This is a genomic window from Kitasatospora sp. NPDC015120, assembly GCF_043080305.1.
In the GTDB taxonomy this organism is placed as follows: Bacteria; Actinomycetota; Actinomycetes; order Streptomycetales; family Streptomycetaceae; genus Kitasatospora.
In genome coordinates this window covers 241520-254660 of the sequence record NZ_JBIBVJ010000009.1, presented here as the reverse complement: position 1 = coordinate 254660, position 13141 = coordinate 241520, and the positions used below count along the sequence as shown (strand labels likewise).

General features: G+C 72.1%; 13 protein-coding genes. 1 reads left to right on the top strand and 12 read right to left on the bottom strand.

Annotated features, from left to right (window positions below; translation table 11 throughout):
- Positions 1–2 precede the first annotated feature (2 nt).
- The 5 genes from ACF1AK_RS22430 to ACF1AK_RS22410 form a co-directional block, all read right to left on the bottom strand.
- Entirely contained in the window at positions 3–692 is a 690-nt protein-coding gene (locus tag ACF1AK_RS22430; protein WP_391500573.1) for an SDR family oxidoreductase, read from the bottom strand.
- A 13-nt stretch (positions 693–705) separates the two neighbouring features.
- Positions 706–1230, bottom strand: a complete 525-nt coding sequence (locus ACF1AK_RS22425; RefSeq protein ID WP_391500600.1) for a TIGR00730 family Rossman fold protein — start codon at positions 1228–1230, stop codon at positions 706–708.
- A 36-nt stretch (positions 1231–1266) separates the two neighbouring features.
- Positions 1267–1455, bottom strand: a complete 189-nt coding sequence (locus ACF1AK_RS22420; protein WP_391500572.1) for a hypothetical protein — start codon at positions 1453–1455, stop codon at positions 1267–1269.
- Between the two features lie 164 nt (positions 1456–1619).
- Positions 1620–2759 (bottom strand): tRNA 2-thiouridine(34) synthase MnmA, encoded by a 1140-nt coding sequence (gene mnmA / locus ACF1AK_RS22415; RefSeq protein WP_391500571.1) that lies wholly within the window; start codon positions 2757–2759, stop codon positions 1620–1622.
- A gap of 17 nt (positions 2760–2776) precedes the next feature.
- Positions 2777–3958: a cysteine desulfurase family protein gene (locus ACF1AK_RS22410; protein WP_391500570.1), complete on the bottom strand. Its 1182-nt coding sequence runs from the start codon at positions 3956–3958 to the stop codon at positions 2777–2779.
- 216 nt (positions 3959–4174) lie between these two features.
- On the opposite strand from ACF1AK_RS22410, the gene ACF1AK_RS22405 reads away from it, so the two are divergent.
- The gene (locus tag ACF1AK_RS22405) at positions 4175–4930 is read left to right on the top strand and encodes an IclR family transcriptional regulator (protein ID WP_391500569.1); all 756 of its coding nucleotides are present in this window, start codon (positions 4175–4177) and stop codon (positions 4928–4930) included.
- Here ACF1AK_RS22405 and ACF1AK_RS22400 read toward each other — a convergent pair.
- From ACF1AK_RS22400 to ACF1AK_RS22370, 7 genes are all read right to left on the bottom strand, one after another.
- The gene (locus ACF1AK_RS22400; RefSeq protein ID WP_391500568.1) at positions 4866–5525 is read right to left on the bottom strand and encodes a trimeric intracellular cation channel family protein; all 660 of its coding nucleotides are present in this window, start codon (positions 5523–5525) and stop codon (positions 4866–4868) included. The two genes, ACF1AK_RS22405 and ACF1AK_RS22400, sit on opposite strands and share 65 nt — an antisense overlap.
- Positions 5526–5568: 43 nt before the next feature.
- A complete protein-coding gene (locus ACF1AK_RS22395; RefSeq protein ID WP_391500567.1) occupies positions 5569–6651 on the bottom strand; it encodes an ABC transporter ATP-binding protein in 1083 nt (360 codons plus the stop codon).
- Positions 6652–6685: 34 nt separating this feature from the next.
- Complete coding sequence (locus ACF1AK_RS22390; protein WP_391500566.1) at positions 6686–7756, bottom strand: ABC transporter ATP-binding protein; 1071 nt, start codon at positions 7754–7756, stop codon at positions 6686–6688.
- On the bottom strand, positions 7753–8763 hold the full coding sequence (locus ACF1AK_RS22385; RefSeq protein WP_391500565.1) for an ABC transporter permease: 1011 nt from the start codon (positions 8761–8763) through the stop codon (positions 7753–7755). The genes ACF1AK_RS22390 and ACF1AK_RS22385 overlap by 4 nt, the downstream gene beginning before the upstream one ends.
- A gap of 98 nt (positions 8764–8861) precedes the next feature.
- On the bottom strand, positions 8862–10640 hold the full coding sequence (locus tag ACF1AK_RS22380; protein ID WP_391500564.1) for an ABC transporter substrate-binding protein: 1779 nt from the start codon (positions 10638–10640) through the stop codon (positions 8862–8864).
- A gap of 56 nt (positions 10641–10696) precedes the next feature.
- Positions 10697–11686 carry an ABC transporter permease gene (locus ACF1AK_RS22375; RefSeq protein WP_391500563.1) on the bottom strand — a complete coding sequence of 330 codons (990 nt, stop codon included), beginning with the start codon at positions 11684–11686 and terminating at the stop codon, positions 10697–10699.
- 475 nt (positions 11687–12161) lie between these two features.
- Positions 12162–13109: an enhanced serine sensitivity protein SseB C-terminal domain-containing protein gene (locus ACF1AK_RS22370; protein WP_391500562.1), complete on the bottom strand. Its 948-nt coding sequence runs from the start codon at positions 13107–13109 to the stop codon at positions 12162–12164.
- Between the last annotated feature and the right edge of the window lie 32 nt (positions 13110–13141).

Below are 13141 nucleotides of genomic sequence, written 5' to 3'. Positions count from 1 at the left end.
GCTCAGTGCCCGGGGCGGACCGTGATGTCGGTGATCTCCGCGTCCCGGGAGGCGCCCAGCGCCGCCAGGACCGCCTTCGCCACCGACCCGGGCTCGATCCACTGCCCGGCGTCGTACGCCCTGCCCTCCTGCTGGTGCACCTTGACCTGCATCGCGGTGGCGGTGCGGCCCGGGTAGACGGAGGTGACCCGCACGCCGTTGCCGTGCTCCTCCAGCCGCAGCGAGTCCGCGAGCGCCTTCAGGCCGTGCTTGCTCGCCGCGTAGGCCGACCAGTCGGCGCTCGCGCGCAGGCCGGCGCCGGAGTTCACGAACACCACGTGGCCCTTCACCAGCCGCACCGAGGGCAGCAGCAGCCGGGTCAGCTCGGCGGGGGCGACCAGGTTGACGTTCAGGGTGTCCTGCCAGGCCTTGACGGGCAGCTCGCCGACCGGGCCGAGCTCGACCACGCCGGCCACGTGCAGCAGCGAGTCCAGCTCGACCGGCAGCGCCTGGTGCCCGAAGGCCCAGGAGAGCTTCGCCGGGTCGCCGAGGTCGCCGACCAGGGTCTTCGCGCCGGGGAACCGCTCGCGCAGCTCGGCGGCCCGGCGGGCGTCGCGGGCGAGCAGCCAGAGTTCGTCGCCGCGCTCGGCGAGACGTTCGGCGAGGACGGCGCCGATGCCGGAGCCGGCGCCGGTGATCAGATGAGTGGCCATGGTTCCGATCCTCTCAGGCCTTCAGCTGCTCGAAGACCTGGGCCGGGGTGTCGGCGAAGGTGATCAGCTCGGCGAGCGGGCGGGGCAGGAAGCCCTCCGCGTCCATCCGCTCCATCTGGGTGCGCAGGCCCGCGTAGAAGCCCTCGGTGTCCAGCACGACCACCGGCTTGTCGTGCAGCGCGTGCTTCTTGAGCTCCAGCACCTCGGTCACCTCGTCCAGCGTGCCCAGCCCGCCGACCAGGACGACGACCGCGTCCGCCCGCGACAGCAGCAGCGCCTTGCGCTCCGCGAGGGCGGCGGTGACGACCAGCTCGTCGGCGCCCTCGTACGCCTTGTGCTGGAGGAACTCGACGGAGATCCCGACCAGCTGCCCGCCGGCCGCCTTCACCCCGTCCGCCAGCTCCCCCATCAGCCCGGCGTTCGAGCCGCCCCACACCAGCGTGTGCCCGCCCTCCCCGAGGAGCCGGGCGAACTCGGCGGCGGGGGCGGAGTAGCGGTCGTCGAGCGAGGCGGCGGAGCAGAAGACACAAATATTCATAGTGCTCACCGGTCTATCACGTCCACGCGCCCCCGCTCACCGCCTTTGTCCACCGTCCCGGTCCTTGTACGGCACGAGCGCCGCCGGGCTCAGCGCGAAGCCGAAGGGTTCGGGGACGTGGATCTCGTCGCCGGACTTCCGGTCGCTGCGGGTGTGGTCACGGTCCCGGCCGGGCTCCGGATGTCGCCCGTCATGGGCCCGCACGACGGTACGGCGCTGTCCCACGGCGCCCCTGCGGCTCCCCCGTCCCGTCGCCGGCCGGATCGCCGGCACCCGGCCGTCCTCCCGCATCACCGACCCCGGCGACGGACACCGCGTGGAGCGGCGTCGGCTCGGAGTTCCCCGTACGCAGGAGACCAGGCGGCGCGGGCGGCCACGAGCGCGGCCCGTCAGGCGGTGACGGCGGGGCGGTGGGTGGTGGCGATGGTGGCGGAGCCGACGACGCGGGGGCCGTCGTAGAGGACGACGGCCTGGCCGGGGGCGATGCCGCGGGCCGGGGTGTCGAGGGTGACGTGGAGGGTGTCGCCGACGACGGAGGCGGAGACCGGGACCTCCTCGCCGTGGGCGCGCAGCTGGGCGGTGTAGCGGCCGTCGGCCAGGGGCTCGGTGCCGCACCAGCGGGGGCGGATGGCGGTGAGGGCGGTGACGTCCAGGCCCTCGGCCGGGCCGACGGTGACGGTGTTGTTCACCGGGGAGATGTCCAGGACGTAGCGCGGCTTGCCGTCGGCGGCCGGGCGGCCGATCCGCAGGCCCTTGCGCTGGCCGATGGTGAAGCCGTAGGCGCCGTCGTGCTCGCCGAGCTTGGTGCCGTCGACGTCCAGGATGTCGCCGGTGGCGGTGCCGAGGTGCCGGGCCAGGAAGCCCTGGGTGTCGCCGTCCGCGATGAAGCAGATGTCGTGGCTGTCCGGCTTCCTGGCGACGGCCAGGCCGCGCCGCTCAGCCTCCTCGCGGATGACGTCCTTGGTGGTGTCGCCGAGCGGGAAGAGCGAGTGGGCGAGCTGGTCGGCGTCCAGCACGCCGAGCACGTAGGACTGGTCCTTGGCGGCGTCCACGGCCCGGTGCAGCTCGCGCGAGCCGTCCGGGAGGTCGACGATCCGGGCGTAGTGGCCGGTGCAGACGGCGTCGAAGCCGAGCGCGATCGCCTTGTCCAGCAGCGCGGCGAACTTGATCTTCTCGTTGCAGCGCAGGCACGGGTTCGGGGTGCGGCCGGCCGCGTACTCGGCGACGAAGTCGTCGATGACGTCCTCGCGGAAGCGCTCGGCGAGGTCCCAGACGTAGAACGGGATGCCGATCACGTCGGCGGCCCGGCGCGCGTCCCGGGAGTCCTCGATGGTGCAGCAGCCGCGCGCGCCGGTCCGGAAGGACTGCGGGTTGCTGGAGAGCGCCAGGTGCACGCCGGTCACCTCGTGCCCGGCTTCGACGGCGCGGGCGGCGGCGACGGCGGAGTCCACCCCGCCGGACATCGCCGCGAGCACGCGCAGGCGGCCAGTGGCGGACGGAGCGGTCGGGGCACCCGGGAAGTCAGTCATGATGCCACCAAGCGTACCTACCGCCGGACGGCCGCCAGGCCCGCGTTGCGGGCGCGCTGGACGGCCGGGGCGATGGCCTCGGCGAGGGCGGTGACGTCCTCCCGGCTCGACGTGTGGCCGAACGAGAACCGCAGCGAGGCGCGGGCCAGCAGCGGGTCGACGCCCATCGCCAGCAGCACGTGGCTGGGCTGCGGGACGCCGGCCGAGCAGGCCGAGCCGGTGGAGCACTCGATGCCCTGGGCGTCGAGCAGCATCAGCAGCGCGTCGCCCTCGCAGCCGGGGAAGGAGAAGTGCGCGTTGGCCGGCAGTCGCCCCTGCGCCGCCGGGTCGCCGTTGAGCACCGCGTCCGGGACGCCCGCCAGCACCGCCGCGACCAGCTCGTCGCGGAGCGCGCCCAGGGTGACGGCGTGCTCCGCGCGCCGCTCGACGGCGACCGCCGCCGCGGCGGCGAAGCCGGCCGCGCCGGGCGCGTCCAGGGTGCCGGAGCGCACGTCGCGCTCCTGGCCGCCGCCGTGCAGCAGGGGGACGGGCGCCGCACCGCGCGACAGCAGCAGCGCGCCGATGCCGAACGGGCCGCCGATCTTGTGGCCGGTGACGGTGAGCGCGGTCAGCCCGGAGTCGGCGAAGGAGACCGGGACCTGGCCGAGCGCCTGCACCGCGTCGGCGTGCATCGGGATGCCGTACTCGGCGGCCACGGCGGCGAGTTCGGCGACCGGCTGGACGGTGCCGACCTCGTTGTTCGCCCACATCACGGTGACCAGCGCGACCGAGGCCGGATCGCGCTCGATCGCCTCGCGCAGCGCCGCCGGGTGGACCCGGCCGAGCGCGTCCACCGGCAGGTAGTCGACGGTGGCGCCCTCGTGCTCGGCGAGCCAGTGCACCGCGTCCAGCACCGCGTGGTGCTCGACCGGGCTGCAGAGCACCCGGGTGCGGGCCGGGTCGGCGCCGCGGCGGGCCCAGTACAGGCCCTTGACGGCCAGGTTGTCGGACTCGGTGCCGCCACCGGTGAGGACGATCTCGCTGGGCCGGGCGCCGAGCGAGTCGGCCAGCGACTCGCGGGCCTCCTCGACCACCCGGCGCGCCCGGCGGCCGGACGCGTGCAGGGAGGAGGCGTTGCCGACGACCCCCAGGTGCGCCGTCATCGCGGCGATCGCCTCGGGCAGCATCGGCGTGGTCGCCGCATGGTCCAGGTATGGCATAACCATCCGATTGTAGAGGCCCCCCGGGCGGAGCCGGACCGGCACGGACGGACGGGCCGGCCGCAGCGCGCCGCAGCGCACCGATCCGGCCACCGGACACCGCGCACCGCGACGCTGCCCGTCCGGGCAGCCCCGGTACGGCGCGGGGCCCGCGAGCGGTTAGCCTGACGGCCACCACCACGCGGCGTGAGCGGAACCGGGAGTCGGGGGGACGGGATGTCGCAGTCGGTCGATCGCGCGCTGACCCTGCTCGGGTCGCTCGGCGACGGCCCGGTCACCCTGGAGCAGGCCGCCACCTCGATCGGCGTGCACAAGTCCACCGCGCTGCGCCTGCTGCGCACGCTGGAGGAGCACGGGTTCGTCCACCGGCTGTCCGACCGGCGCTACCGGCTGGGCGGCCGGGTGCTGTCGCTGGCGCAGCGGGCCCTGCAGGAGATCGACGTCCGGCAGGTCGCCGCGCCGTTCCTGGCGTCGCTGCACGAGCGCTGCGGCTGCACGGTGCAGCTGGCGGTGCTGCAGGACGACGAGGTGCTGTACCTGGACGAGCTGGGCGGGCGGTGGAGCACCGCGGCGGGCCGGCCGAGCCGGATCGGGCGGCGCGCGCCGGCCAACGGGACGGCGATCGGCCGGGTGCTGCTGGCGGGGCTGCCGCAGGACGGCCTGGCGGAGGAGGAGCTGTCGGCCGATCTGGCGGCGGTGCGCCGGCGGGGCTGGGCGGCGGAGTCGGCCGAGCACCTGGAGGCGGTGACCTGTGTCGCCGCGCCGGTGGCGGGCAGCGACCGGCGGGCGGTCGCGGCGTGCGCGATCTCGGCGCCGACGGACCGGGTGTCGCCGGCCGAGCTGGTGCGGCTGGTGCCCGAGCTGCTCTGCACGGCGGAGGCGATCTCGCTGGCGTACGGCGGCTCGCCTACTCCTCGCTGGTGCGAGAACCGTTGCGGTGCCAGGCCCGCGGTGCGCGCCAGCCGTACGTGAGGGCGAGCATCCGCAGCACGAACGCGGTGAGCGCGGCGGCGGTGCCGGTGACGGCGGTGAGGCTGTCGAGCGCGATCAGGACGGCGACCAGCGCGGCGCCGACCAGCGCGGGCACGGCGTAGATCTCGCGGTCCCAGCGCAGCAGCGAGGGGATCTCGCCGGCCAGGACGTCGCGCATCACGCCGCCCCCGGCGGCGGTCACCATGCCGAGGGCGACGGCGGAGACGGCGCCGAGGCCGAAGTCGTGGGCCTTGGCGGTGCCGGTGACGCAGAACAGGCCGAGTCCGAGCGCGTCGAGGGTCTGGACGGCGCGGTTGATCCGCTCGACCTCGGGGTGCAGGAAGAAGACGACCAGGGCGGCGATCAGCGGGTCGACGAAGTAGCCCAGGTTGGTGAAGGCGGCGACCGGGGTGGCCCCGATGACGAGGTCGCGCATCACGCCGCCGCCGAGCGCGGTGACCTCGGCCAGCACACAGATGCCGAAGATGTCCATGTTCTTGCGGACGGCGAGCAGCCCCCCGGAGAGGGCGAAGACGAAGATGCCGACGAGGTCCAGCGACTGCTGCACGTCGGAGGGGAAGATCTGCGAGGTCACCGCACCAGTGTGACCCGGCCGAGCCTCCCCTCCGCACGGGCGGTCACGCCGGGGCCGGGGCCTTCTCCCCCGCGGGCACGTTCTCGGGGAAGTGGCACGCCACCTGGTGCCCCTCGCTCGCGACGGCGAGCGGCGGCTCCTGGCTCGCGCAGATCTCCTGCGCCTTCCAGCAGCGGGTGCGGAAGCGGCAGCCGCTGGGCGGGTTGATCGGCGAGGGCACGTCCCCCTTGAGCAGGATGCGCTCGCGCCCGGCGCGCTGGCGGCGGCGCGGGTCGGGCACCGGCACCGCGGACATCAGCGCGGTGGTGTACGGGTGCATCGGGCTGCGGTAGAGCGAGTCCCGGTCGGCGATCTCGACGATCTTGCCGAGGTACATCACCGCGACCCGGTCGGAGACGTGCCGGACCACCGAGAGGTCGTGCGCGATGATCAGGTAGGTCAGGCCGAGCTCCCGCTGGAGGTCGTCGAGCAGGTTGACCACCTGGGCCTGGATCGAGACGTCGAGCGCGGAGACCGGCTCGTCCGCCACGATCATCTTCGGCCGCAGGGCGAGCGCCCGGGCGATGCCGATGCGCTGGCGCTGGCCGCCGGAGAACTCGTGCGGGTAGCGGTTGTAGTGCTCGGGGCTGAGCCCGCACAGCTCCAGCAGCTCCTGGACGGCCTTCTTGATCCCGCCCGCGGGCTCGGCCTTCTGCAGCTTGAACGGCGCGCCGACGATGGTGCCGACGGTGTGCCGGGGGTTCAGCGAGGAGTACGGGTCCTGGAAGATCATCTGGATGTCGCGGCGCAGCGGCCGCATCGCCCCGACCCCCAGGTGGGTGATGTCGGTGCCCTCGAACTCGACCGTCCCGCCGGTGGGTTCGTCCAGCCGGGTGACCAGCCGGCCCATCGTCGACTTGCCGCAGCCGGACTCCCCGACGACGCCCAGGGTCTCACCGGCGTTGACCGTGAAGTCGATGCCGTCGACCGCCCGGACGGCGCCCGTCTGGCGCCGCAGCAGGCCGCTGTGAATGGGGAAGTGCCGGACCAGGCCGGTCACCTTGAGCAGCGGCTGCCGGTCCGGGGCGGGCGCCTGCGCGGGCACCGTCGTGATGGGGTCGGGGCCCGCCGCCTGAGTGTCCGTCATCGGTTCTCTCCAGAATGGTGGTACGAGGCCGGGCTCACAGCCGGGGCGCGATCTCTTCGGCGAAGATGCGGTGCCGCTCGGCGAGCGCGAGGTGGCAGGCGGCGTGGTGTCCGGGCGTGACCTCGGTCAGGCCCGGGGTCTCCTCGGAGGAGCGCCCGCCGGTCAGCCCGGCGTAGGGGCAGCGCGGGTGGAAGGCGCAGCCGGACGGCACGTTGATCAGGCTGGGCGGGGTGCCCCTGACCGGGACGAGCCGGTCCTGCAGCTCGCGGTCGAGGCGCGGCATCGAGCCCAGCAGGCCCCAGGTGTAGGGGTGCTCGGGAGCGTCGAAGAGGGTCTCGGCCGGGCCCCGCTCGACGCACTTGCCGCCGTACATGACGAGGATGTCGTCGGCGAGCTCGGCGACCACCCCGAGGTCGTGGGTGATGATGATGACGGCCGAGCCGAACTCCTCCTGGAGGTCCCGGATGAGGTCCAGGATCTGCGCCTGGACGGTGACGTCCAGGGCGGTGGTGGGCTCGTCGGCGATCAGCAGCGAGGGGTCGTTGACCAGCGCCATGGCGATCATCGCGCGCTGGCGCATGCCGCCGGAGAACTGGTGCGGGTAGTCGTCGACCCGGCGGTCGGGCTGCGGGATGCCGACCCGGTCGAGCATCTCGACGGCGCGGGCCCGGGCCTGCTTCTTGCCCGCCTGCGGGTGGTGCACCCGGTAGGCCTCGACGATCTGCTGCCCCACCGTGTAGTAGGGGTGCATCGCGGTGAGCGGGTCCTGGAAGATCATCGCCATCTGCCGGCCGCGCAGCTCGCGGACCCGGGCCGGCCCGGCCGCGATGAGGTCCTCGCCGTCGAGCCGGATCTCGCCGGTGATCCGGGCCCGCTTGGAGCGGTGCAGGCCCATGATGCCGAGCGAGGTGACGGACTTGCCGGAGCCGGACTCGCCGACGATGCCGAGGGTGCGGCCCTTGGCGAGGTCGAAGCTGACCCCGTCGACGGAGCGGACCAGGCCGTCGTCGGTGTCGAAGTGGATCCGCAGGTCCCGCACGGAGAGGAAGGCCTCCTGGCCGCCCGGGGCGGCCGTGCGGGCCGGGGTCTTCTGGAGCTCGGTCACGACAGCCTCACCCGGGGGTCGACAGCGGCGTACAGGAGGTCAACCACGAGGTTGCAGAGGACGATGAAGAAGGCGGCGAGCAGGGTGACGCCGAGGATCTTCGGCAGGTCGTTGTCGGAGATCGCCTGCACGGCGAACTGGCCGACGCCCTGGAGCGAGAAGACCTGCTCGGTGATCAGCGCGCCGCCGAGCAGCAGGCCGAGGTCCATGCCGAAGATGGTGACGATCGGGGTGAGCGCGGCGCGCAGTCCGTGCCGGGTGACGACCTTGGACTCGGCCAGGCCCTTGGCCCGGGCGGTGCGGATGTAGTCCTCGCTCATGGTCTCCAGCATTCCGGCGCGGGTGAGCCGGGCGTAGAGCGCGGAGTAGAGGAAGGCCAGCGAGATCCACGGGAGGATCAGGTTGCGGGCCCACATCAGCGGGTTGTCGGTGAAGTCGACGTACTGGAGGTTGTCCAGGATCGGCCACTCGTAGCTGAACACGGTGAGCAGCAGCGCGCCGGTGAAGAAGACCGGCAGCGAGACGCCGGCGAGCGCGATGCCCATCGAGAGCCGGTCGAAGATCGAGCGCGGCTTGAGCGCGGAGATCACGCCGGTGGTGACGCCGGAGGTCAGCCAGACCACGGCCGCGCCGATGGCCAGCGAGATGGTGACCGGGATGCGCTTGGTGAGCTCGGGCCAGACCTCCAGGTGGTTCTTGAAGGAGTAGCCGAAGCAGGGCACGTGGCAGGTGGCCGGTTCCGGGCCGAACTTGTACTCGGCGCCGCTGACCAGCGCCTTGAGGAAGTTCCAGTACTGGGTGTACAGCGGCTGGTCGAGGCCGAGGTTCTGCTTGACCGCCTGGATCGCCTCGGGGGACGGGTTCTTCCCGATGTACTGGGTGGCCAGCTGGTCGACCGTCTCGCCGGCGACGCGCGGGAGCAGGAAGAAGATCGCGAAGGTGACCGCGCTGACGACCAGCAGCAGCACCAGGGCCGCGAGGATCCTGCGGATGATGTAGGCAAACACAGTTGGTCGGCTCCGGCCGCCCGCCGCCGTCCGGGGTCCTCCGGACGGCGGCGGGCGCCGCTGCCTTCACCTGCCTTCAGGGATGCGGAGCCAGGCTCTTACTTGGTGGTACCGATGTTCAGGTAGTCGTACTGACCCGAGAAGGCCGGCGTGGACACGAGGTTGGTGGCGCTGTCCGGGCGGTACAGGAAGACCTTGAAGTCGGTCAGCGGGACGTAGACCGCCTGCTCCATGACCTTCTTGTCGATGTCGCCGTAGATCTTCTCGCGGGCCGCGCGGTCCGGGTTGGTGGCGGCGTCGTCGAGCAGCTTGTTGACCGTGGGGTCGTTCAGCGAGGCCAGGTTGCTGTTGCCGGAGGCCTTGATCGCGCGGCCGTCGACGATCTGCTGCAGGAAGCCGTAGCCGGTCGGCCAGTCGGCGCCCCACTGCATCATCATCAGGCCGATGTTGTGCTCCTTGGCGAAGGCCGGGGCACCCGCGCTGTCCGTCAGGTACTTGCCCTGCGGGAACTGCTGGATCTCGGCGTTGATGCCGACCTTCTTCAGCGCGGCCTGGATCGAGGTGGCGGCGGCGACCTCGGTGGCGCGCTCGGTGCGGGCGGAGAGCACGGTGGTGATGCTGTCCTTGCCGCAGGCCTTCAGGGCCGCCTTGGCCTTGGCCTCGTCACCCTTGTTGTCCTTGGTCTCCCAGACGTTGAAGTCCTGGTGGCCCGGGATGTCCGGCGGGAGCACGGTGTTGGCGATCTGGCCGCGGATCGGGCCGCCGAGCGCGGTCTGCACCGAGACCTTGTCGACCGCGTACTGGACGGCCTTGCGGCACTCGATGTTGTCGAACGGCGCGACGTCGGTGTTGATCGCCATGTAGACCAGACGGCCGCCGTAGGCGTTGTCGGTGTTGGCCTTCAGCTTCGGGTTCTGCAGGATCTGCGCCTGGGTCTGCGGGTCGACACCGCCGCCCAGCAGGTCGACCTGGGCGTTGCCGGCCAGCAGGTCCTTGTCGATGGTGGCCTGGTCGATGTTCATCCGCAGCACGATCTTGTCCGGCAGCTGCTTGCGGATCGGGTCCGTGCTCGGGTCCCAGTTGGTGTTCGGGACCAGGACGGCCTGCTTGCCGTCCTCGTAGGACTCGAACTTGAAGGAGCCGGAGGAGGCGATCTTCTTGACGTACTCGGCGCCGGTGTCCTTGGCCTGCGGGACCGGCGCGGTCTGCGGGGCGCTCACCAGGTAGTCGAAGTCGGCGAAGGCGTGCTTCAGGTGGAAGACGACGGTGAGGTCGTCGGGCGTCTCGATCGACTTCAGGTCGCCGGTCTTGTCCTTGTACGGACCCGCGTACGGCGTGCCCTCGTTGTCGACGAGCAGCTCCTTGAAGTACGTCGGGCCGTTGGAGTTGACCTCCGGCGCGAAGTTGGAGCGCTCGACGGCGTACTTGACGTCCTTCGAGGTGATCGGGGTGCCGTCGTCGTACTTCAGGCCCTTGCGCAGCTTGTACGTCCAGGTCAGGCCGTCCGCGCTGACCTGGCCGAGCGACTCGGCGAGGTCCGGGACGAGCTTGTTGCCCGCCTCGCCGGCGCCCGGCTGGAAGGTGGTGAGCGGACGGCCGTACAGGCGCGAGAAGTTGTAGATGTAGGCGTAGTACGTGTTGCCCGGGTCGAGCGAGTCCGGGGTGCCCTTCATCTCGAAGGTGACCGTCCCGCCCTTCTTGTCCGAGGCGTTGACGATGTTCTTGGTGGCCGCGTTGGCCCCGGAGCCGCCCGCGGCCTCGGTGCCGGTGGCGGTGGACTTGGCGTCGCCGCTCTTCGAGCTCGACGAGCAGCCGGTGACGACCAGGACCGCGGCAGCGGCCATGGCGGTCAGCGCGACGGTACGGGACCTACGCATGGGTGAGATCAACCCCTTGGGGAAGTGGTGACTTGACGAGGGATCCTGACGTTCGGTCAGTTGTTCTTGGGATCGAGGGCGTCACGCAGCCCGTCGCCGAGCAGGTTGAACGCGAGCACGGTGAGGAAGATCGCCAGGCCGGGGACCACCATGTACTGGGGGTCCACCTGGTAGTACCGGATCGCGTCCTGGAGCATCCCGCCCCAGGAGGCCTGCGGGGGCTGGATGCCGACGCCGAGGAAGCTCAGCCCGGCCTCGAAGAGGATGTTGGTCGGGATCAGCAGGGTCGAGTAGACCAGGATCGGACCGACCAGGTTGGGCAGCAGTTCCTTGAACAGGATGAACGGCCCCCGGGCGCCCAGGCTGCGGGCCGCGTAGACGAACTCGCGTTCGCGCAGCGAGAGGGTCTGTCCGCGCACGATCCGGCCGATGTAGGGCCAGTTGAAGAAGCCGATCACGAAGATCAGCACCATGATGTGCAGCGGCAGGCCGTGCAGGCCGAACGCGCCGCCCTGCAGCGACGTGGAGATCGCGATGGCGAAGAGCAGCAGCGGGAAGGCGAGGAAGACGTCCATCACCCGGCTGATCAGGGTGTCCACCCAGCCGCCGTAGTAGCCGGCCATGATGCCGAGCACGGTGCCGATGGTGTTGGACAGCACGGTCGCGCCGAAGGCGACCAGCAGGGAGACCCAGGAGCCCTCGATGACGCGGGTGAGCAGGTCACGGCCCTGCAGGGGGTCGACGCCGAGCGGGTGGTCCCAGCTCATGCCGCCCCAGTCGCCCAGCGGGAGGCCGCCGAGATCGGCGTCCAGCAGTTCCTGGTGGAGGGCGTCGGGGTCCAGGCCGAAAACCGACTCGATCGGCTTGGCCAGCACGGCGAGCAGGATCAGCAGGATCACCACGACGCCGCCGGCGACGGCGGCCTTGTCCCGCTTGAAGCGGGTCCAGGCGATCCGGCCGAGCGAGCGGCCCTCGATCTTCTTGGCCGGGCTCGCGGCGGCGTCTGCCTCCGGTGCGTTGCCGGCGGTCTTGATGGGTGCGGTCATGGTCAGTTCGGTCCCCTCGCCGACGGTGGCCGGCCCACGGGTGCCGGACGCCGGGATCGGCGGCTCGGCTGGTGCGGACGTGCTTGGGTGCGGACGTGCGGAAGTACAGGTACGGGGGTGTTCCCAGCGGTACGACGTGCTCAGTACTGCTGCCACGCGGGATGGGCGTCACGTGGATCATGCGGTCCGCCAGCGCGTTCGCCTTTGTGAGGCGCCAACCACGCGCGGTGGGCTGTTGCAGAACTCTCTGCCATCCGAACTGGCTTGCGCCAGCCCTGCCAACCGACAGATGCCCAACTGTGATCTGTCCGCATGCACCTCCACGATCTTCGGCATATCCCTCTTCACACAGCTGTAACAGCCATGTCAAGATGTCTGCCACCCCCTTCGGCGAGATCGTCCGGAAAAACGCCGAAACCGGCCTGACGTGACGTCAAGCCGGTTCCCCGGTCGGGTTTCGGGCGCGTTCCGCCGGTCAGCGACCGGGGTAGCCGGGCCACGGCTGCTGCGGCGGCGGCTGCTGCCCGGGCCAGCCCTGTGCCGGCGGATGGGTGCCGTAGCCGAAGCCCTGCCCCTGGGCCGGGCCCTGCTGCGCGGCGTACGGCGGCGGGGGCACCGGCGGGTACGGGCCCGTCTGCGGCCGGCCGTGCCCGCCCGCCTCGCGGTCGTAGAACGGGCGCGCGTTGGCCCGCATCCACAACGCCACCGGGTCGTACTCGTCCGCCATCGCCACCGTCGAGACCGCGAGGCCCTCCGGCGCGACCGCGATCGCCCGCTGCATCAGCGCCCGCACGGCCTCCACCGTGGGCGGTGAACTCTCGTACAGGTCCAGGCCGATGGCCAGGTACGGCTCGCCCACCGACGGCCGCACCCAGGCCCGGCGCAGCGCCTTCACCGCGCGCACCTCGACCGCCTGGCGCTCCAGCAGCGCGAAGAACTGCTGGGCCGGCACCTGCGGCTCGCTCAGCCTCAGCGGCCCGGCCGGCAGCCGGTCCAGGCCCGCCGCGACCCGCCGCAGGTCCGCCCACGGCACGCCGACCCCGCCGCCCGGGGCGTGCGGGTTCAGCCACAGGCCCCAGCGGGTGCGGTAGAGCGAGGCCGCGATCTCCCGGCCGGAGATCACCTCGTGGGCCCGCGCCCAGCCGGAGGCCGCCAGCTGCTCGGGCGAGGTGACGGCCGGCGCGTAGCCGTGGCCGCTGATCTCCATGTTCCCGTACTGGGCGTCCGCGCTGCCCGGCGTGCCGTGCCAGAGCAGCATCCAGACCCGGCCCTCGGCGAGCGCGTGCAGCATCGTCTCGTAGGCCTCGTAGCGCTCCGGCGCCACCTCGCGCAGCGCGCGCTCCAGCGCGCCCGGATCCGGGCGTCCGGTGGGCGCCTGGCCCCAGGGCCCCGGTGCACCGCCAGCTACCGATCCCGCACTCATGCGCCCACCTCGCTGCGCTTCTTCGTTCCTCG

Excerpts from the sequence above, each read along its gene's own strand:
- ACF1AK_RS22405 (WP_391500569.1), top strand. The coding sequence starts at position 4,175 with ATGTCGCAGTCGGTCGATCGCGCGCTGACCCTGCTCGGGTCGCTCGGC.
- ACF1AK_RS22395 (WP_391500567.1), bottom strand. The coding sequence starts at position 6,651 with ATGACGGACACTCAGGCGGCGGGCCCCGACCCCATCACGACGGTGCCC.
- mnmA (WP_391500571.1), bottom strand. The coding sequence starts at position 2,759 with ATGACTGACTTCCCGGGTGCCCCGACCGCTCCGTCCGCCACTGGCCGC.
- ACF1AK_RS22410 (WP_391500570.1), bottom strand. The coding sequence starts at position 3,958 with ATGCCATACCTGGACCATGCGGCGACCACGCCGATGCTGCCCGAGGCG.
- ACF1AK_RS22430 (WP_391500573.1), bottom strand. The coding sequence starts at position 692 with ATGGCCACTCATCTGATCACCGGCGCCGGCTCCGGCATCGGCGCCGTC.
- ACF1AK_RS22375 (WP_391500563.1), bottom strand. The coding sequence starts at position 11,686 with ATGACCGCACCCATCAAGACCGCCGGCAACGCACCGGAGGCAGACGCC.
- ACF1AK_RS22425 (WP_391500600.1), bottom strand. The coding sequence starts at position 1,230 with ATGAATATTTGTGTCTTCTGCTCCGCCGCCTCGCTCGACGACCGCTAC.
- ACF1AK_RS22380 (WP_391500564.1), bottom strand. The coding sequence starts at position 10,640 with ATGCGTAGGTCCCGTACCGTCGCGCTGACCGCCATGGCCGCTGCCGCG.
- ACF1AK_RS22370 (WP_391500562.1), bottom strand. The coding sequence starts at position 13,109 with ATGAGTGCGGGATCGGTAGCTGGCGGTGCACCGGGGCCCTGGGGCCAG.